16 protein-coding genes and 1 tRNA gene are annotated in these 19,890 nt (G+C 45.0%); 8 read left to right on the plus strand and 9 right to left on the minus strand.

The window, feature by feature from the left end:
- Window positions 1-110: 110 nt before the first annotated feature.
- The 4 genes from ACE1CD_RS19825 to radC all read right to left on the minus strand — a co-directional run bounded on the left by ACE1CD_RS19825 (window position 111) and on the right by radC (window position 4,906).
- Window positions 111-2,087 (minus strand): competence protein CoiA family protein, encoded by a 1,977-nt coding sequence (locus ACE1CD_RS19825; RefSeq protein WP_374793811.1) that lies wholly within the window; start codon window positions 2,085-2,087, stop codon window positions 111-113.
- Between the two features lie 623 nt (window positions 2,088-2,710).
- A complete protein-coding gene (locus ACE1CD_RS19830; protein ID WP_374793812.1) occupies window positions 2,711-3,895 on the minus strand; it encodes a tyrosine-type recombinase/integrase in 1,185 nt (394 codons plus the stop codon).
- A gap of 152 nt (window positions 3,896-4,047) precedes the next feature.
- Window positions 4,048-4,119, minus strand: a tRNA-Val gene (locus ACE1CD_RS19835).
- A gap of 55 nt (window positions 4,120-4,174) precedes the next feature.
- Complete coding sequence (gene radC / locus ACE1CD_RS19840) at window positions 4,175-4,906, minus strand: DNA repair protein RadC (RefSeq protein WP_374793813.1); 732 nt, start codon at window positions 4,904-4,906, stop codon at window positions 4,175-4,177.
- Window positions 4,907-5,282: 376 nt separating this feature from the next.
- Here radC and ACE1CD_RS19845 point away from each other — a divergent pair, with 376 nt between their 5' ends.
- The 4 genes from ACE1CD_RS19845 to ACE1CD_RS19860 all read left to right on the plus strand — a co-directional run bounded on the left by ACE1CD_RS19845 (window position 5,283) and on the right by ACE1CD_RS19860 (window position 11,815).
- Entirely contained in the window at window positions 5,283-6,182 is a 900-nt protein-coding gene (locus ACE1CD_RS19845) for a lipid kinase (RefSeq protein WP_374793814.1), read from the plus strand.
- A 692-nt stretch (window positions 6,183-6,874) separates the two neighbouring features.
- Window positions 6,875-9,685 (plus strand): cation-translocating P-type ATPase, encoded by a 2,811-nt coding sequence (locus ACE1CD_RS19850; RefSeq protein WP_374793877.1) that lies wholly within the window; start codon window positions 6,875-6,877, stop codon window positions 9,683-9,685.
- A gap of 206 nt (window positions 9,686-9,891) precedes the next feature.
- Window positions 9,892-11,022 carry a DNA replication/repair protein RecF gene (gene recF, locus ACE1CD_RS19855; RefSeq protein ID WP_374793878.1) on the plus strand — a complete coding sequence of 377 codons (1,131 nt, stop codon included), beginning with the start codon at window positions 9,892-9,894 and terminating at the stop codon, window positions 11,020-11,022.
- A gap of 397 nt (window positions 11,023-11,419) precedes the next feature.
- Window positions 11,420-11,815: a hypothetical protein gene (locus ACE1CD_RS19860; RefSeq protein ID WP_374793815.1), complete on the plus strand. Its 396-nt coding sequence runs from the start codon at window positions 11,420-11,422 to the stop codon at window positions 11,813-11,815.
- 11 nt (window positions 11,816-11,826) lie between these two features.
- Here the strand turns inward: ACE1CD_RS19860 and ACE1CD_RS19865 are convergent, their stop codons facing one another.
- A complete protein-coding gene (locus ACE1CD_RS19865; RefSeq protein ID WP_374793816.1) occupies window positions 11,827-12,315 on the minus strand; it encodes a hypothetical protein in 489 nt (162 codons plus the stop codon).
- A 101-nt stretch (window positions 12,316-12,416) separates the two neighbouring features.
- On the opposite strand from ACE1CD_RS19865, the gene aroA reads away from it, so the two are divergent.
- The 3 genes from aroA (at window position 12,417) to ACE1CD_RS19880 (ending at window position 14,640) form a co-directional block, all read left to right on the plus strand.
- On the plus strand, window positions 12,417-13,769 hold the full coding sequence (aroA, locus tag ACE1CD_RS19870; protein WP_374826070.1) for a 3-phosphoshikimate 1-carboxyvinyltransferase: 1,353 nt from the start codon (window positions 12,417-12,419) through the stop codon (window positions 13,767-13,769).
- A gap of 142 nt (window positions 13,770-13,911) precedes the next feature.
- A complete protein-coding gene (locus ACE1CD_RS19875; protein ID WP_374826071.1) occupies window positions 13,912-14,250 on the plus strand; it encodes a hypothetical protein in 339 nt (112 codons plus the stop codon).
- Between the two features lie 66 nt (window positions 14,251-14,316).
- Entirely contained in the window at window positions 14,317-14,640 is a 324-nt protein-coding gene (locus tag ACE1CD_RS19880; protein ID WP_374793819.1) for a DUF416 family protein, read from the plus strand.
- On the opposite strand, the gene gatC is transcribed toward ACE1CD_RS19880, so the two are convergent.
- From gatC to ACE1CD_RS19900, 4 genes are all read right to left on the minus strand, one after another.
- Complete coding sequence (gene gatC, locus ACE1CD_RS19885; protein WP_374793820.1) at window positions 14,606-14,899, minus strand: Asp-tRNA(Asn)/Glu-tRNA(Gln) amidotransferase subunit GatC; 294 nt, start codon at window positions 14,897-14,899, stop codon at window positions 14,606-14,608. The two genes, ACE1CD_RS19880 and gatC, sit on opposite strands and share 35 nt — an antisense overlap.
- Before the next feature lie 178 nt (window positions 14,900-15,077).
- Window positions 15,078-15,599, minus strand: a complete 522-nt coding sequence (locus tag ACE1CD_RS19890; protein WP_374793821.1) for a photosystem I assembly protein Ycf3 — start codon at window positions 15,597-15,599, stop codon at window positions 15,078-15,080.
- Between the two features lie 213 nt (window positions 15,600-15,812).
- Window positions 15,813-16,547 (minus strand): 2-phosphosulfolactate phosphatase family protein, encoded by a 735-nt coding sequence (locus ACE1CD_RS19895; RefSeq protein ID WP_374793822.1) that lies wholly within the window; start codon window positions 16,545-16,547, stop codon window positions 15,813-15,815.
- A 323-nt stretch (window positions 16,548-16,870) separates the two neighbouring features.
- Window positions 16,871-17,704, minus strand: a complete 834-nt coding sequence (locus tag ACE1CD_RS19900; protein ID WP_374793823.1) for a DUF928 domain-containing protein — start codon at window positions 17,702-17,704, stop codon at window positions 16,871-16,873.
- 357 nt (window positions 17,705-18,061) lie between these two features.
- Here ACE1CD_RS19900 and ACE1CD_RS19905 point away from each other — a divergent pair, with 357 nt between their 5' ends.
- Window positions 18,062-19,735 (plus strand): transglutaminase domain-containing protein, encoded by a 1,674-nt coding sequence (locus ACE1CD_RS19905; RefSeq protein WP_374826072.1) that lies wholly within the window; start codon window positions 18,062-18,064, stop codon window positions 19,733-19,735.
- The last annotated feature ends 155 nt before the right edge of the window (window positions 19,736-19,890 follow it).

The following is a 19,890-nucleotide window of genomic DNA, read 5'->3' on the forward strand; positions in this document are numbered from 1 at the left end:
TAATACAACTTTTTATATTAATTAGGGAAAAGAACTCTAATCAGTAATACAGCGGTTCTCGCTGTAATCCCATACACTAAATATACTGGTAGCAGTTGTAAAAAATTAGTTTACTCATTACTGCCAGTGTACGACACGGAGTTAGAAACCGCTGTAGTGTAGTGAAGTTGTGTTTTAATATAGTGGCGTTGAAATACTTGCCACCAGTCTTGTAATAATTGATTGGCTAACGCCTGCTTATCCTTCCATATTGAAAAGATAAATATGTTGTAGGTAAGTAACTTGTAATCCACCTTTCCTAACTGAGCGCGGGTAGGTAGTTCAGCGGATTGTACATGGTTATAAGCTGCTAAGTAATCAGTTAAACCGTCTAGTAGTTTAATTGAACAAATAATAATTCGCTTATACAATCTGATTCTCTTGTTTAATAGAGATGTTGCCATTTGTTGTTTTTGTTGTTCTTGCTTTAGTTTATTTATTAGTTTTTCAGTCGGTCTAAATCCTAATTGTTGGATTTTTTTTGGCAAATCTAGAATCAATTTTGTACTACTGTTTAATTCTTTGTTTATTATTTCTAATTTCTCTGGTTTTATTTTACAATTATCAATTATTTTTTCTAGCGTTTTTTTGGAATTATCAATTGCTAGTATTGATGGCAATTGATAGTCAGTAGATGCTTGTAATGCTGCCAATTTGTTATAAGCTGCCATAGCACTTCCGTAGGTATGGCGTGCAGATGGGTGGTTCAATTCTGCTAGCATCTGATAAGTTTGTATCATTGAAATTAAAATATCTTCTTTACTTATTGGTACAAACTTATCTGCTTTATATTCTGCATAACCATTATCATGCAATGTATTGACTGATTGTGCTTGCTTACACTTGCCGAAAATGTAACTAAATAGTAGAGCCAGCGGATTATCAAATAGAGTATCTAAGTGTTTCATATAATCAAGGACTAAATCACCATACTTGGCTACTTTTACCTTAGTAGTTCCATTAAGCGTCAAATCACCAAGTAACCCAAGTGATAAATTACAATTATCCTCAAACTTGACGTTAACTTCCATCTTTTTAGATAATACAAATGTGGCTAGAGGTTCGATACCTGCTTTATGAACACCAAATTTTTTACTATTGATTAATCTAACTGTTACTTTTATCCAATCTAAATTAGTAGCTACAGTATCAATGGTATAAGATGATGTAATTGTAATTGTATTTAATGTTTTATCTACTTTTTTTCCAACAGAATAAATAATATTTGCTCTTTTCCCTACATAGTAAATAACAATATTCCGTCCTGTTGAATAATTAGCTATCATTTCTTGTAGTTCTTCCCAATCAGGTGACAAGTAGGCTTTTTCAGCTATTAAGGTTTTTTTAACTTCTGGTTGTAATAAATTATCCTGAAGCAGGATAAAAATTTCTTTTGTCCAATCAGTATTACCAATAAGTTTCGATAGTTTATGGATTAGCTTATTAACAGCATCATCTTCAAAAATCCATTCCGAACTATAAACACAATAATAAATTATTTCTTGTAATACATTTAAGCTTGATTCTACGCACAGATATTCTATAGCTTCTCCTATTATCTTTTCTTGTAGCGCTTTAAATTTAGTTTCGTTATGCTTGCTTCTATACCATTGAATAGATGCTTCTATTATTGTATTTGTATTTTTAATAAAATAGCGTCTAACTTCTTGTGTAACAGCTACTAAAGACCCAGTATTTATGATATCTTTAACCTGCTGAATTTTTATAAAAAATACAGAATCGTTCCTTGCAATTATATTTAAAAAATGTTCCTGGAATAGTTCTCTTCTTTGACCTCTACCTAGTTTTAAATCTGTCCATTTTCCTTTGCTATTCCCATCTATACTTACTCTCAAATTGCATTCTGTATCTGTAATTTGCTTAAAATGAGCGAAATAAGATTCTCTAATTAAACCATGCCTTAAATGTACTTCTTCACCACATTCAGGGCAATATAGCCCCCATTCTTTATAGGAGTTGTTATTCAACCTTTTATCATTAGCATAAATAACTTCACCGCCAAGATATATCGATCTAGCAAATTCCATATTATATTAATTATTTTCCAGCTTATTGTTATTATCCCAAAATTAAAAGTTGAAACAATCGTAAAAATTGTGATTGCAATCACTTAAATAGACGATTTTAATCACCGATCTAAGTAATACTTTGTGTATGTTTAGTTATTTATTTTCCTTTTTAAACATTTTGAAGAATAACTCTTAGGTGATATTCTCTAATAAGTACCTTGACAATTTGCTTTAAGCACCTAGCCGGGCTTTCAGATGACTACTCATATTTATAAGGAGTACCAGTTTGCTACAAAAGCACCCCAGACTCGGTATTATTCTGCTTGGTTTAGCTAGTTGTGTTACGATTGGCCTACCTAGTCAGAATTATTCCCCTGTCAGTTTAGGAGTTCCATTAGACGCTTTAGTAAAAGTTGTTGGTGTATGCCTAATCGGGAAAAACGGTAATAAGTCATCCAAAGCAGAGGAGGAAACCCAAAGCCGGACAATTAAATAGAAAGTTCCAGATATTACTATAGGTACCTTTAAGCTAGACTAGGTGCAATCAGCCAGTGAGCTATCACTGGTTTTTTTGTGACTATATTACTGATCTTTTGAGAAGAAGCAGCTATAGTCTATTTTTAAATTATAAAATGTTTATCCTAGAACTCAGGTACTTGTATTTGTCGGGTTGTACCTGCGTAGTGTTTCATTATTATCTCTGGTGTATTCCCAACCCATTTAGCTACTTGAACTGGAGTAACACCTGCTTCTATCGCCATTGTTATAAAGGTATGGCGCGTATTGTACTGGCAACGGTACTCACTCACTACGCCTTGTTTTACTAATTGGGTGACAATCCCATCAACCTGTGAACCATGTCTGTTTTTATAACCTTTCCAGGCACGATTTAAAAAATTGTGGTCGTCTATTTCTTTTCCTTCAGGACTGGAAAACACTAAAGATTCAGGATCGCAATTTTCAGGTTTAATCGATTTGAGTAAATTTTGCAAGGAAGCATTGCACGGAAAAAGACGAGTTTTACCTGTTTTAGTTTCTTTTCGTACACCCCGCACAAATGATTCTTGAAAAAATATCTTTGTACAGTCCTTTGAAATATGTTTCCATTTCAAACCAATAGCCTCACCTGTACGACATCCTGTGAAAAACAGGAACTTTACATAGCTAGCGTAATGCTTGTAATAATGGTGATTTTCAAATGCTTGTATTATTGCATCCCGTTCTTCTTTAGTAAAAGGTTTGATTTCGTCGATATCCTTGGGTTTTGCCTTTATCTTTTGAGCCATGCCCAAAAATGGATTATTGGGGATGTAAGAATACTCAACAGCCCAATCACAACAAGCAGAAATATTGGTTAAGTATTTTTTCGCTGTTTCAGGTTTCAGGTTATTAACCAAATAGTTTCGGATGGTTAATGCGTCATTAATCGATTGTGTTGGTAATTTCTGAATGTGAGAAGAAACTGTCTTGTAGGTGTTTTTGAGTGTGCTGACAGCTACAGATTTAGATTTGTATTCAACGTACATATCCCATAACTCATTTAGTTTTAGCTGCTTAAGACTGTCTTTTGCAGGCTCTACCAAACTTAGATGATTTTGTGGTCGGTATTTAGCCAGTGTCGCGTCAAACCGTTCATATACGATATCTGACTCAATCTGCTTTGCCTTAGCCTCAGCTATTTTGCGATTCTCCTTCGTGTCATCTAGTCCTAGAGTCAGGTACTTCTGCTTACCGCCATAGACTTGACGTGGTAGCCGTAGCCGTAAACGTCCCTGGAATGACTCAATACCTACAGAACCTTTGGAAATCTTGTTTTGTGAGTTCATTGTTCTAACTATGACTATGAATAAAAGTGCTTTACCGCATCATAGTCAGTTCATAGTCAAAAAGCAATATATTTACCCAAAAAAATAGGAAACCAGAGCATAGTCATCTCCGGTTAATCGCTGTAATCCTTACTCTATATAACTTTTCCAAATGGGCGATACTGGATTTGAACCAGTGACCCTATCCGTGTGAAGGATATGCGCTACCACTGTGCTAATCGCCCAAGAACTTTTAATATAACACAGGTAGCGCCAATCCACAACCGGCAGTCAACAATATCAATCACCTTGGGGATACTCATCCCACAATCCAGTTGTTTCTCGCAAACTTAAATGGTCTCCATTGCCCAAAATCAAATGATCCAGCAGCGGTATGCTTAAAAACTGTGCCCCTAGTAATAGCTGCTTTGTCAAATTAATATCTTCCTGACTCGGATCGACATTGCCGCTGGGATGATTGTGCGCTACTATGACTCGCGTAGCTCCTTGGCGAATGACTTCCCGAAAAATTTCTCGCGGATGGGCTAATGTTTCTGTGGCTGTGCCGATCGTAATCACTTGAGTACCCATCAACCTATTTTTGACATCCAGCAGCAAAATCGCAAAACGTTCCTGTGGCTGCCACATCAGGTCGTTACTCAAAGCAGCCGCAGCAGCGGCGGGACTTTCCACGGCTGTACGATCGAGCGGTCGCGAGGCAAAAGCTCTTTTTCCCAATTCGATCGCCGCTAAAATCGTCGTAGCTTTCGCTGGCCCAATTCCGGGAATTTCCATCAACTCAGCAGCACTGATATCCCGCAACACCGCCAGCGGATCGCGCCCGTGTTGACTCAATTGTTGCAAAATATATTGTCCTAAGCCTACCGCAGAAAGTTTTCCCGGCCCCTGACCCGTACCGAGTAAAATCGCTATCAGTTCGGCAGTCGCAAGATTTTTGGGGCCATGAGTCATTAACCGCTCTCGCGGACGCTCGCTGCTGGGTATATCTGCAATGCGGAGGCAATAGGTCATAGATAGCACCGGCAATTCTGAAACACAAATATAACTACAGATGGTTGCGGTATTTAAATAAAAGATAATAAGCTTAATCTCTCAGGGGTTAGGGGCTAGGCAAAGTCAAAAGTCAAAAGTCAAAAGTCAAAAAAGGGACTAGGGACTAGGGACTAGGGGCTAGGGAAGAAGGAGAGGGAAGAGGGAAGAGGGAAGAGAATTTCAGATTTTAGATTTAAAAGGGAAGATTTTGATAAATCTGAAATCCGAAATCTCCCACTCCCCCACTCCCCCACTCCCCCGCTCCCCCACTCCCCCACTCCCCCGCTCCCCCGCTCCCCCACTCCCCCGCTCCCCCGCTCCCCCGCTCCCCCCGACGCCCTATCCCCTATCCCAGATGAATCGGCGAGCCCTATTGTTAGTAAACCTTCACTCCCGGCGAGGTCAAAAAAACCTCTCCCAGGCGATCGAGCAATTGCAAGCGTTAGGCTTCGAGTTGTTTGAGCAGTCTACCGAACAGGCAAAGCATCTACCCAAACTGATTCACAAATACTGCGATCGCGTCGATTTGGCGATCGTCGGTGGCGGCGATGGCACCCTCAATGCCGCCGCCGATGCGCTCGTCGAAACGCAACTGCCCTTGGGTATCCTCCCTTTGGGAACAGCTAACGACCTCGCTCGCACTCTCGGTATTTCTCCCAATCTACCCGAAGCTTGCCAAATTATCGCCGACGGTCATATACAGCGAATTGATTTAGGCTGGGTAAACGGCAAACATTTCTTCAATGTTGCCAGTTTGGGACTGAGCGTGAAAATTACCGAACAGCTAACTAAAGAAGTAAAGCAACGTTGGGGAAAACTCGCTTATGCGGCAACTGCTTCCCAAGCGATTTGGCAAGCTCGACCTTTCTGGGCGCATATCCGTCAGGGTAACGAAACAATTCGCGTCAAAACTGTGCAAATTGCTGTAGGCAACGGACGATACTACGGCGGTGGTATGGTTGTCCGCGATGACGCTAAGATCGACGACCAAAGGCTAGACCTATACAGCCTGGAAATTCAGCACTGGTGGCAATTGCTGCTACAGCTACCAGCAGTCGGCCTGGGACAGCACCCACAATGGCTCGGTGTCCGCACTCTGGAAGGAGAAGAGTTTGAAGTGATTACGGTTAAACCTCGTCCCATCAATACCGATGGAGAGCTTACCACTTACACTCCGGCTAAATTCCGCCTCATACCACAAGCTTTGCCAGTCTTCGTGCCCACGTCATCAGAAATTCCTGGCTTAACTGAATAAGCGTTTTTGTACCATCCGCGCATCAAACTAAAACCTTATGATTAGTTTTTGTAGGCGTTCTCGAATTTCCCGTGACCTCAACTGCTCTTACTAACTCTCTGTCCCACAGATTCGTCAACTGGCAAGTCAAAAGTCAAAAGTCAAAAAAGGGCGTCGGGCGTCGGGGAAGAGGGAAGAGGGAGAGGTAAGAGGGAGAGGTAAGAGGGAAGAGGGAAGAAGAAAGAAGAGGAATTTTGACTCCCCTGCTCTCCCGCTCCCCCACTCCCCCACTCCCCCACTCCCCCCAAGGGTGACAATATTTTTAAGCCGCAGCACTTGCCCAGTTTCTCGCTCGTAGAGAGGTAAACGTGAAAAAGACAAATTTACTGATAGCAGCAGTACCGATCTCTTTAATAGGGATAGCCGCAGCCTATGCCTCCGGTTATCTAGTTTGCGCTGGATCGAACCAGCAGTGCGTTCTGATTACGGGCAGTACCAACCTTGCAGATCCGCGCGGTATTGGAATTAACTTATTTACAGCTCAACTAATAAGATGGTTGCCTTATGTCTGTCTGCTGGTGGGTGGCGCTTGTTGGGTAATTGGTTTGCTCAAATCCGATCGCAAAAAAGAGCGCGTGTTGTGGGCAACACCTAGCGGCGCTTCTTCACCGGCTACCACTTCCCCAGGAGAAAAGGAAGTAGCTTGGCACACCTTGGATGCCGAGAAAACGCTTCGCAGACTGGAAAGCGATCGCAATTCCGGTTTGACTGACGCCGAAGTTAAAAAACGTTTGGAAACTTACGGCCCCAACGAACTGCAAGAAACCGGCGGTCGCAGTGCTTGGCAGATCTTGCTGGATCAGTTTACCAACATCATGCTGTTGATGCTGATCGGTGTGGCAATGATATCCGGCATCGTAGATTTAGTCAAGCTGCAACAGCCAGGAGGGTCTGGCGGTGAAGTTCCCTTCAAAGACACGATCGCCATCTTGGCAATTGTCATCCTCAACGGTGTTTTGGGCTACCTGCAAGAAAGTCGCGCCGAAAAAGCACTTGCCGCCCTCAAACGCCTTTCTTCTCCCAAAGTGCGAATTATTCGCGATCGCAGAACCATTGAAGTCAGCGGCAAGGAACTTGTACCGGGAGATATCATGCTCCTGGAAGCCGGAGTCCAGGTGGCAGCAGACGGACGTTTAATAGAAGAATCCAATCTCCAGATCCGCGAGTCAGCGCTGACTGGGGAAGCGGAGGCAGTCAACAAAAGAGCCCAATTGCAACTCGACGAAGAGACATCTTTGGGCGATCGCATCAACCTCGTCTTTCAAGGCACTGAAGTCGTGCAAGGACGCGCCAAAGTCATCGTTACCAACACCGGAATGCAGACGGAACTCGGCAAAATCGCCGCGATGCTGCAAGGTGTGGAGAGCGAACCCACCCCCCTGCAACAAAGGATGGGTCAGCTAGGTAATGTCTTGGTAAGCGGCTCCTTAATTTTAGTCGCTGTTGTAGTAGCGATCGGCTTAATCCAAAGCGGCTGGAACTTAAACAGGTTTATCGAACTTGTGGAAGTTTCTCTGAGTATGGCAGTAGCTGTAGTTCCAGAAGGTTTGCCAGCCGTAATTACCGTAACCTTGGCATTGGGAACGCAGCGGATGGTGCGCCGCAACGCTCTGATTCGCAAACTACCCGCAGTAGAAACATTGGGTTCGGTGACCACGATTTGCTCGGATAAAACCGGTACTCTTACCCAAAACAAAATGGTGGTGCAGGAAGTTGCCACCGGCGATGTCACATTCCGCGTTACGGGTGAAGGTTATACCCCCAAAGGCGAGTTTCAATTGGACGATCGACCCATAGCGAGCGATCGATATCCGGAACTGCAAACCCTCCTGCTTGCTTGTGTGTTGTGCAATGACGCCGAATTGCAGTGTCAAGCCGACAACGCACGCGGTAGTGTTGGCGGTAACTGGATAATTTTAGGAGACCCGACAGAGGGGGCGCTGCTAACTCTAGCAGGTAAGGGCGGTATCCAAAAAGAGTCGCAAAGTTCGCAAATGCCTCGCATAGCCGAAATTCCTTTTTCCTCCGAACGCAAGCGTATGAGCGTGATTTGTCAGGGAACGGGAACTGGAGATTGGGAAGCAGAAGCAGGGGAACCGGCTTCCGCTTCTGTGTTGGCGATCTATACAAAAGGTTCCCCAGAACTGATATTGGAACGCTGCGCTTCATCCCAGGTGGGGTGTGACAAAGTGCCACTGACGGAAAACCAACGCCGGGAGATTCTCGATCGCAATAACCAAATGGCGGGTCGAGGTTTGCGCGTCCTCGGTTTTGCCTACAAACCTTTGGGCGCTCAACTGTCCGCAGAACCGGATGAATCGATCGAACAGGATCTCATCTGGTTGGGGTTAGTGGGGATGCTCGATGCGCCGCGTCCGGAAGTGCGGGAAGCGGTAGCCAAGTGTAAGCAGGCAAGCATTAGAACGGTGATGATTACCGGCGACCACCAACTGACTGCCAAAGCGATCGCCTATGATTTGGGTATCGCCAATCAAGGCGATCGCGTCCTCACCGGTCAAGAATTGCAAAGGCTCAGCCAACCAGAACTCGAACAGGTGGTAGAGCAGGTGAACATCTACGCCCGCGTCTCCCCAGAACACAAATTACGCATCGTACAAGCTCTCCAAAGTCGGGGTCAATTTATCGCCATGACCGGTGATGGCGTCAACGATGCTCCCGCCCTCAAACAGGCAGATATCGGCATCGCAATGGGTATCACCGGTACCGATGTCAGCAAAGAAGCCAGCGATATGGTATTGCTGGATGATAACTTTGCCACTATAGTCGCCGCCACAGAGGAAGGTCGCGTAGTATACACCAATATCCGCCGCTTTATCAAATATATTCTCGGTTCCAACATCGGTGAGGTGTTGACTATTGCTGCCGCTCCGATTATCGGTTTGGGAGATGTACCTTTAACGCCATTACAAATTCTGTGGATGAATTTAGTTACCGATGGCGTTCCCGCTCTCGCTTTGGCAGTCGAACCGGCAGAACCCAACGTGATGAAACGTCCTCCGTTCAGTCCCCGCGAAAGTATTTTTGCGCGTGGATTGGGGTCTTATATGGTTCGCATTGGCTTGATATTTTCTATTTTGACGATCGCAATGATGTGGTGGGCATACCAGCACGCCCATATGTCCGGCAATCCCGATCGCTGGAAGACAATGGTGTTTACTACTCTCTGCCTCGCACAGATGGGTCATGCGATCGCGATTCGCTCCAACACCCAACTGACGATCGAGTTAAACCCCTTGACAAATCCCTTTGTTTGGGGTGCTGTAATCCTCACAACTATCTTGCAGCTGATGCTGATTTACGTTCCACCCCTGCGGGCTTTCTTTGGCACTCACACCCTCGATGGATTGGAACTCGCCATCTGCTTTGGCTTCAGTATGCTGATGTTTGTTTGGATTGAGTTGGAGAAGCTGTTTATTCGCAGGCGAACAGCAGGTCGGGTCTAAAAAAAGTCAAAAGTCAAAAGTCAAAAGTCAAAAAAAACAGGAAAAACAAAAAGGGACAAAATTAATTTTGCCCCAGAGCCCCAGGGCTCAAGGCCCATCTTCCCGACGCTCAACCCCCTTTCCTTATTTTGACTTTTGCCTTTTGACTTTTGTCTTTTGTCTTTTGCCTTTTGCCTTTTGACTTTTGACTTTTGACTTTCCCTCAGATGTACCTTCAAACCCTTCACCTGCATCAATTCCGCAACTACCTCAATCAAACGGTGGAGTTTAGCGCCCCCAAAACGATTTTGGTGGGTAATAACGCACAAGGTAAATCCAACTTGCTAGAAGCGGTGGAGTTGCTCTCGACGTTGAAGAGTCATCGGGTGACGCGCGATCGCGATTTGGTTCGCGAAGGAGCGGAAGAAGGTAAAATTGTTGCTACCCTGGAACGCGAAACAGGCACAGTCGATTTGGGTTTAACTCTGCGCCGCAACGGACGCCGTACTGTGGCCAAGAGAGGGGAATCTCTCAAGCGTCAGATGGAATTTTTAGGTACGCTCAATGCGGTACAATTCTCTAGTTTGGATTTGGAGCTGGTAAGAGGTAGTCCGGAGTCGCGTCGCCGTTGGCTGGATACGCTGGTAATTCAGCTCGAACCTTTTTACGCGCACATCTTACATCAGTACAATAAAATTCTCCGTCAGCGCAACGCTCTGTTAAAGCTGCTGGCGGAAAACGCGAAACCGATCGCCCAAAATACGGAATTAGCTCTCTGGGATGCACAATTAGTAAGTCTGGGTTCCCGCGTCACCAGGCGTCGAGCGAGAGCTTTGCAGCGTTTGGCTCCCATTGCACAAACTTGGCATCAAGCAATTAGCAGTAGTCTGGAGGTGCTGGAAGTTAAGTACGCGCCCAATATCGGTCTGGAACAAGATAACTCAGAATGGGTACAGCAGGCTTTTTTCGACAAGATTCAGCAGCGCAGCGTCGCCGAACAATACCAAGGTACTACACTTGTTGGCCCTCACCGCGACGAAATTGAGTTTTTTATTAACCAAACACCCGCTCGTCAATACGGTTCCCAAGGTCAACAACGCACTTTGGTGCTAGCCTTAAAGCTGGCAGAGTTAAAATTAATCGAAGAAGTTGTTGGGGAACCGCCCCTCTTGCTTCTTGATGATGTCCTCGCGGAACTAGACCTTAACCGTCAAAATCAACTGTTGGACACCATTCAAGAAAGATTTCAAACTTTGATCGCCACGACTCACTTAAGCGCGTTCGATCGAGCTTGGTTAAATTCTTCTCAAATTCTCACCGTCGAAGCCGGACAAATATCACCAATTGTTAACGCCTAATTGCACAACAATAATTTCAAATTGCAGATTTCAAATTAAATTTCTTTATGGGCAATTCAAATAGCCATTAGCAGCCTCCCCGGAAATGTCCGAGCCAAAACGAGTCGATCGCGTTATTCTCCCGCGCTTATTGTTGGTATCATTAGCATCTTAGCGATTCCTTAAAATAGGCAATATGTCTTTAATATCCTGAAAAAAGCAATACATATTAGTATTACTGAGTTAGGTATCTTAGATTAAAATTTTTTACATTAATACCAAATCTGGGTCTGCTACCCCATTTTCAACCTCAATGTTTTTCTGCAACTCCCCTGCTCCCCCACTCCCCCACTCCCCCACTCCACTCTTCTTTTTAACTTTTGACTTTCTCGCCCCTAGCTATCAAATGGATTCTCTTATGGACAAAGATGAGATACAAGCACTGGCAAATTCCTTACGTCAAATCGATCAGAAAATACTAAAATCCGCCAAAGATACTAGCATAAAACGAATTTGGTATCAAGGCGACGAGTCTTATTTTGATATGTTTTTTGACATTCAAAATAATCAAATTATTTGGTTTCAGTTTACTTTGCGAGGTAAAGCGGTGTTATGGGATAAAGGCAAACCCAGTTTGTGTACGGGCACAACTGGCGAAACAGATTCAGATGATGTCAGCTACTACCCCGCAAGCAAAATTATTAAAGCTGACAAAAAACCCGACCTGGCTTTTATTGAAGTAGCGCGTTCAATTTTGCAAAGCAGAGCGGGTGAAGCTAACTTTGATAAGGCACTAGAGCTTTTTAAAGAATAATTATTAATTCTTCAGTGATGGATTTCTAAATTGAGAATATAGCGACCCAATTGCACTTTTTCAGACCACAATTCGTATTCCACACGCAGATGTTCAGGTAAAGGTCGTCCTTCCAGAGTCAAGTCAGTCGTCAAGTTACGCAGGCGTATCTGCCCTTGTCCTTGGGATAATTGGGTGTGCAGCCAATAACGGCTGAGACCGTAAACGCCGTTTTCCCAAAGATGACGATAACTCAGCTTACCATTTCCTTGCATCGTCATAATCACGCGGCGAGGCGAAATTTCTAACCACAACAGACGAGGCGATACACCGGGTATCGTTCCCTCCACCGGGGAATCATCAACAGCTTCTTGTTCGTGAATAGGAGGTTCGCTCAAAAGCAAATGGAAGCGATCGCGGTCTTTTTGGTATATAGTAGCGGAAGTTTCCACCACAGACCAAATCGGCAGATCTGTAGAAACGAGGGATAGACAAACAGGCTTGCGATGATGCGTCAGCATAAAATACGATCGCTAAACTGATAAAATTCCAAAAAAAATGACCCAGCGAGGCAGGGGAAAGGGTAGGATCTAACTTCGCAGTCTTCCACCAGTCTATCCCAATGCCAGTTCCGGTTGTCACGCACAAAATTACTGAAGATCGGCAGTCTTTACTCATCCAAAAACCCACCTCTGGGCTGTATGTCGCTAGCGCAATCCGAGTTCCGGGGGATAAGTCCATATCCCACCGCGCTTTAATGCTGGGTGCTTTAGCGACAGGAGAAACCCAAATCCAAGGATTGCTCTTAGGCGAAGACCCGCGCAGTACCGCAGAATGTTTCCGCGCACTAGGGGCAGAAATTTCCGAGCTGAATACTGAGTTAGTATGGGTTCGGGGTATTGGCCTCGGTCAGCTGCTAGAACCTAATGATATTTTGAATGCTGGAAATTCCGGTACTACCATGAGGCTGATGTTAGGAATTTTGGCTTCTCATCCCGGACGGTTTTTTACGGTGACGGGGGATAGTTCGCTGCGATCGCGTCCGATGTCCCGCGTTGTCAAACCGTTGCAGCAGATGGGTGCTACAATCTGGGGACGGAAGGCCAATTCTCTGGCACCTCTAGCAATTCAAGGACAGCAGTTAAAGCCGATTACTTATAATTCTCCCATTGCTTCGGCACAGGTGAAATCCTGCATCCTCTTGGCTGGTTTAATGACAGAAGGAGAAACGACGGTAACTGAACCGGCGCTGTCTCGCGACCACTCGGAACGGATGCTGAAGGCTTTTGGCGCTGAAGTGATTGTAGACTCCCAAACCAATAGCGCTACAATCGTCGGCCCTGCTAAACTGCAAGGACAATCTGTGATCGTACCTGGGGATATCAGTTCGGCGGCTTTTTGGTTGGTTGCTGGTGCGATCGTACCAGATTCTGAGCTACTGATTGAAAACGTAGGAGTCAATCCCACTCGCACTGGCATTTTGGAAGCTCTCGGTATGATGGGCGCTGATATAAAGTTAGAAAATGAGCGGATTGTCGCTGGGGAACCGGTGGCAGATTTGCGAGTGCGCCACAGTAAGTTAAAAGCTTGTCAAATAAGCGGAGAAATCATACCTCGTTTGATAGATGAAATTCCCATTTTAGCGGTAGCGGCAGTATTTGCCGAAGGTACAACAGTAATTCGGGATGCGGCGGAATTGCGAGTCAAAGAAAGCGATCGCATCGCTGTAATGGCAAACCAACTCAACAGGATGGGTGCGAAAATAACGGAATTACCGGATGGTTTGGAAATTACTGGCGGTACGCCTTTAACCGGTACTGATGTTGACAGTCATACCGATCATAGGATAGCGATGAGTTTGGCGATCGCAGCTCTCAACGCTGACGGTACAACTACTGTTAACGGTGCGGAAGCTGCGGCAATTTCCTATCCCGATTTTACCACCACCCTGCAACAAATTTGCGGCCAGGACTAGGTTAGGTTTTGCTACAGGGCAACTCAACCATTTACAATTAATCAACAGTAGGTGAGTTAGGCACACCCCTAACTCACCATCTTCCTGCAAAAATCCGCTCCATATTTCCATAAACACAATCGTCCTGTTAAAGGAGCCTTTTATGACCCAGCAAAAGAAAACTTTAGTCGATCGGCTTAGAGCTTTTGTTGGTCTGAACAACAGCCCTTTATTTAATAAGTTTAGCCCTTTATTTAATAAGTTTAAAGATTTGGTTGGTTTGAACGAGGAATATATCGATGAATATACCAATAAATATATCAATAAACTTGCTGAAACTAAAAATATCCGCGTAGACTCTCTTGAGTATTTATCACTATCCACAGAACAAAAAATAGCTAAACTCCAAACCGATATAGATGATGTCAAAAAACAAATGAATAATTTGGAAGACAAAATCGATTTTATTATAAGAATTATTCAACCTAATACTATGCGATAAAAGATATAGCTAAAGTCTGGTGTAGCTAACTTGCTAACAATTATCTAAAAAACCAACAATTTTTATATGAAGTTAGAGTTTGACGATTTAGAAGCCTTAGAAAAAGAACTAGAAGGACTTCCTCCCCTTCATAGGGTAGCGTTTGCGGCTTCGATTTGTGAGAGGTTGCTTCCCAACTACGATGTTTTTTATCGAGAAGAAGCTTGGGGCGACCCATCCATATTGAGAACAGCCTTGGATGAAGTTTGGCAAATATTACAAGGAAAACCATTAGATGAGCCGAAAATCAATCAGTTGATGGACGATTTGCCCAAAAGGGTAATAACAAAAAACTTATCACCCTTTTGGACATTTTCTACTCGTCTGAACTTAGAATTTGCGGCACTTTAAAAAAGTCGCCATCTCGATCGGGAGAGCAATCGAGAATAGCTTCCCTATCTGGATAAGGTCGCAATTCATCCGCTCGCGTGATATTGCTAACATCGATCGCTCTTGTGGTAGGCTTGACTTTACTCACATCTAACTCACTCAACTGTTCAAAATATTCTAGAATACTGCCCAATTGAGTTGTGAATTGTTCTTCTTCGGCTGGCGTTAATTGTAAGCGGCCTAGAAGAGCAACTTTGCGGACTTGTTCGCGGTCAATCATAATTTTGAAAATGGGGAATAGGGAATGGGGAATGGGAAATGAGTCATTAATTATTAGTTTGCCGTGCTGAGGCTAGAAACCGGGTTTATTTCTAGATATCTAGTTGACAAACTAAAGATTGTTCAGAGAAACCCGGTTTCTTTGCGTAAGTCCTAAACCAATGACCGATGACCGATGATTAAAAGAACACATCGATTTGCGATCGCCCAGTCGTCTTCAGCCAGTTTTGAGCTTCGATGTAATTGTTAGGCGCAAGCTGAATCGCCTGCTTCCAATACTCCGCCGCCTTATCATAAAAAGCTTCAGCTTCATCGGATTGACCGGCTTCCTTGGCCCTTTCTCCCTGGTAGTGGTAAATCACAGCAATATTGTTGAAAGCTGAAGGATGGCGCGGATTGAGTTCGATCGCTTGATGATAGTAATCCAAAGCTTTTTCATGTTCGCCGTTGCTAGCATGAATCAGCCCGATATTGTAGAGGATATAGCTGCGATCGTATGGATCTTCTTCCAGCTTTAGCGCTTCGTGGTAGTTGTCCAAAGCTTCCGCATATTCACCATCACCTTGAGCGGACATCCCATCCCGGTAGTAGACGAAGGCTTCCTTTGCTTTTTTGTTAGCAGGCAGAATTTTGAGAATTATATCTGCCATGACGGTAAAACTTTTGTCGATGAAATTATCGTTGCGTTGCGTTCTTGGCATATCGGCCTCTGTTAAAAATGGTTAATTACTTCAGACTTGCCTATCTGGTGGATATCGCTTCTAGACGCTCAATAGTTAATGTAGCGTCGATCGAGCGAGTGGGGGAGTTAAAAGTCAAAAGTCAAAAGTCAAAAGTCAAAAGTCAAAATTAGGAATTTCTTCCCTCTTTCCTCTTTCCTCTTCCCCGACGCCCTAACCCCTAACCCCGACACCCTAGCCCTTCACCAAAACACCAGCTTCCCGTTGGATAGGCAGAACGTTCAAAAGATCCATTTGAACGCAGTATTTTAAATCTTCGTGGCAGTCCAAGCGCAGCAAACGTTTACCGTGACTGGCGTGGTGCATCAGTTCGAGCAATCTATCTTGCCACTGGAGGTAAAGTGCGATCGCACCAATTACTTCATCATTGCCAGCGATATCATCTAATTTGGCATTTTGTGCCGTCACCAAGCTGTGAGCGATCGCACCGGCACAAGCGGTATCCTCCAGGGAAAAACTGCCTTCCCAACCGCTACCGACAATCCAGACTGTTTCTGGCTGCTGAGCCAAGATATAATCTACTACAGCCTTGCGATTGACAAATGCCGCCGCCAAAACCGAAGCAGCATCTTGGATTCTCTGTAGAGAACGAGTGCCGTTAGTGGTGCTGATGAACAATCGCCGTCCTTGCACCTGCTCTGGCGTACAATCTAGGGGAGAATTGCCCATATCGCAGCCGGGTACTTTCGCCCCGCCGCGTTCGCCTGCGCGAATCCGCTTCTCGGCAGGCCAAATTTCGCTCTCCCTCATTAATTTTTCCAGATCGCTGAAGACTTGAACCGCCTCGGCACCTGCTGCCAAAGCTGTAGCCATCGTTGTTGTAGCTCTCAATACGTCTATAGCGATCGCGCAATTGGGAACGCTATCGGTTGGAGTCAGTTCGGGGGTGTGGTAAACGAATAATTTCACAAGCTAGCTGCCAATAGAGTAACAATTTATTTGTTGTTCTTATCAATTAGTCAACAGCAAAAGTGTTACCTAGCTCAAGCTAAAAGCAATTTTACCTAGCCCGCTTGCCTGGGGATACCTTTTCATCAGCTTTCTGTCAAACTTGCTAGGGGAGTGGGGGCGTGGGGAAGTCAAAAGTCAAAAGTCAAAAGTCAAAAGTCAAAATTCCTCCCTCTCCCTCCTCCCTCCTCCCTCCTCCCTCTTCCCTCTTCCCTCTTCCTTCTTCCCTAGCCCCGACGCCCTAGCCCCTAGCCCCGACGCCCTTTTTTGACTTTTGGCTTTTCTTAGGGTAGCAAGGCATTTTGCCCCAATCCTTCGGAGGCAAGTTTATCCAGTCCAGCCGACTGTAACAAATTAGTCCAGGCACCTGATAGACTTGCATCATTAGGAGAACTACGACGCAGTTCTGCAAGAGCATTGAGAGCGTCGTACCAAATACCGGCCTTAGTATAGAGAGCTACCTTGTCGCGTAGTGTCGCTTGGCCCAACTTTTGCGCGAGGTCGGGGTTGGCTTGTACGCGCTGTATCCATCCATTGACAGCCAGTACGCCGGATCTATCTGACGAATCTTCAGCTCTTGAGTTACAACTGAGCGCAAAACTCCAAAAATAATCTTTCTTGGACTCTAAGAATCCTGAATTCGCAAAACTGGGCAGGGTGACGCTTACAATTCCAGTATCTCCAGTAATGCGGAAAGTAGTTTGATAAATGTTCTGGTCGTTCTTATCCTGTAAGGAAAAATCCGCTCTTTGCGCCGCCGTTGGAGGCACGTAAAAGAAGAAAGTTGGAGATTTCTCTATGGTTGCCCCAAAAGCAACCGTTTTTATGTCCGAATTACCCGCTTTACGTTGTATCACAGGTACTAAAGCAGTCAGGGTCTTGTTAGGATCTCGTGAGAACGCGCACGGCCCTCGCGTTCCTCCGCCCTCGCGCCGACCGGGTTTGCCGATACTGGGATCTGGTTCGTAGTTTCCCCAAGTATTCGGTAGCCCTTGGCTGCTGGTAGGCGGTTGTGACTGTGCCGTAACCGTTGTAGGGAAGTGAGTGACAATCCCGAAACCCAACAGCAGGACGATACAAAAGGTAATTAACTTTAAGAAGGACTTCATTGCAGTCATGGCACAACAGCAGCGCTGAGCAAAGGTGTATTGGTAAAAGACGATTCAATTCGAGTCTGGGTTTCTACCGATAATGGTATTGGTAACCAAACGAGGAGAGCAGCAGAATGGGAACGACCAGTTCTAGCGATAACACTAAGCGAAGCTCGACGATATTTGCAACGAACAGTGTTGGAGTCATAGCATTTCTTCCCTTTTGGGGAAATCAATAAGCAGATAAAATGGCTTAATTTTAGGTGATGTTACCGCTCTTGCAGTTGCAAAATGGCAAACCTGTATAGGCTCTTTACATAACCCCCACTTAGCTCGCGAGCGCTCTTTTTTTCGCATTACTATATATTTTCACCTGATTTGGCTATGATTACAGAAATGCTTGCTCCTCCACCAAGATCGAATTCCCAGACAAACTTGCTGCAACCCATAGGGGCTTACGCTCTCCACGGTCTTGCTGTTGCGGGCGATCGGCTGATTGCCCTAGACTCGGCCAGGGGATATTTGCTCTCGATCGATCTCAACAGCGAGAATACTTCTATCTTAAACCCCGATCGCGTCCTCCAATTTGAAGGTGCCACAGGTTTGGCAATCTGGGAAGACACGATTTGGTTCACAAAAGAAGACACCGTTTACTTTTGTACTCGGACGGATTTCACGCCGCAGCATTTTGTGACTTTGCCCTATACAGCGAATGGGGTTGCGGTTTGGGAATCTACCGTTTACGTTACCTGCCAGAAAGCCGGTTACATTTTTATTTATAACCGCGCCACAGCTAGGCTGATTACCCAATTCTACTCACCTGGGATTGGGGTTGAATATATCGCGGTGCGGGGTGAGGAACTCTGGGTTTCCGACGATATCGAACAAACGGTATATTGTCTGGAGCGGGCTACTGGTCAAATACTGTATAGCGTTCTGACGCCGTTTGAGAATCCCACTGGTTTGGCTTTCCAGACAAACCCCCAAACTGGTAAGGATAGCTTGTATGTAGCCTATGCTGGGGAGGAGGCTTACATCAGAGACGATCCGAATGCCAATCCGCCACATCAATTAGAATATCGCGATCGCACTTTTATTCATCCCCTCCAATTTTACTACAACCAGGAAGGAAACTACGCCCTATCTAACGGTTTTCTGATTGAAATGTCCTACGTGGAGGAACTTTTACCCCTAGAAGCGGTGCATTTACAAAACGTGGAATGGCGCATCGCTTTACCATCGGAGACGCCCAGACAAAAAGTTCGTCAAATTTCTGGCGTCGGTCTTCCCTTTACAGAAGAAATTGTAGACGGACAGCGGATAGCAGTGTTTAAGTTTGACAACCTCAAACCGGACGAACGCCATTTGTTTGGTTGGAAGGCACTTGTGGAAGTTTACGGTATCAAGTATTCCCTCACACCGCGAGACTTGGAAAAGGTTCCCGACCTTTCGCCAGAATTTCAGCAGCGCTATTTAGTGGATGATGACGAGTTGGCGATGGATACCGATATTATCCGCAATGCTGCAATTGAAGCGATCGGCACCGAAACAAATTTGTTGCGGAAAGCTTATCGGATTCGTAACTACGTTTACGACAAACTTTCCTACGGCATCAAACCCCATATCGACCCACCAGACGTTGCCCTCGAACGCGGTGTCGGTTCCTGCGGCGAATATGTTGGTATTTTACTCGCTCTCTTCCGTTTAAACGGTATTGCTTGCCGCACGATTGGGCGCTACAAGTGTCCTCAACAGGCAGATAAACTGGGCGTACCCCTGTATCCAGATTACAATCACGTTTGGTTGGAGTTCTACGTACCCGGTTTCGGCTGGTTGCCGATGGAATCCAATCCGGACGACGTGATCGATCGCGGGCCATACCCATCCCGGTTCTTCATGGGATTAGCTTGGTATCACGTTGAAATTGGTAAAGGAATTTCTTTTGAAAAGCTGAAAACTGATACTACTCAAGAAAGTGGAGAAGAAATTTCCATTGGCGAGTTAGCTATCAATCACATCCGCTTTACCATTCTGGAAGAATTGGAGGTTGGGGATTAGGGACTAGGGGCTAGGGCGTCGGGGTTAGGGGTTAGGGCGTCGGGAGGAGGGAAAGTCAAAAGTCAAAAGTCAAAAGTCAAAAGTCAAAAGTCAAAATTAAGAATTTCTTCCTGCCCCCCTGCTCCCCCGCTCCTCCTAAAAAACCTATTCGAGCT

Source organism: Aerosakkonema sp. BLCC-F183 (assembly GCF_041929145.1).
Taxonomy (GTDB): Bacteria; Cyanobacteriota; Cyanobacteriia; order Cyanobacteriales; family Aerosakkonemataceae; genus Aerosakkonema.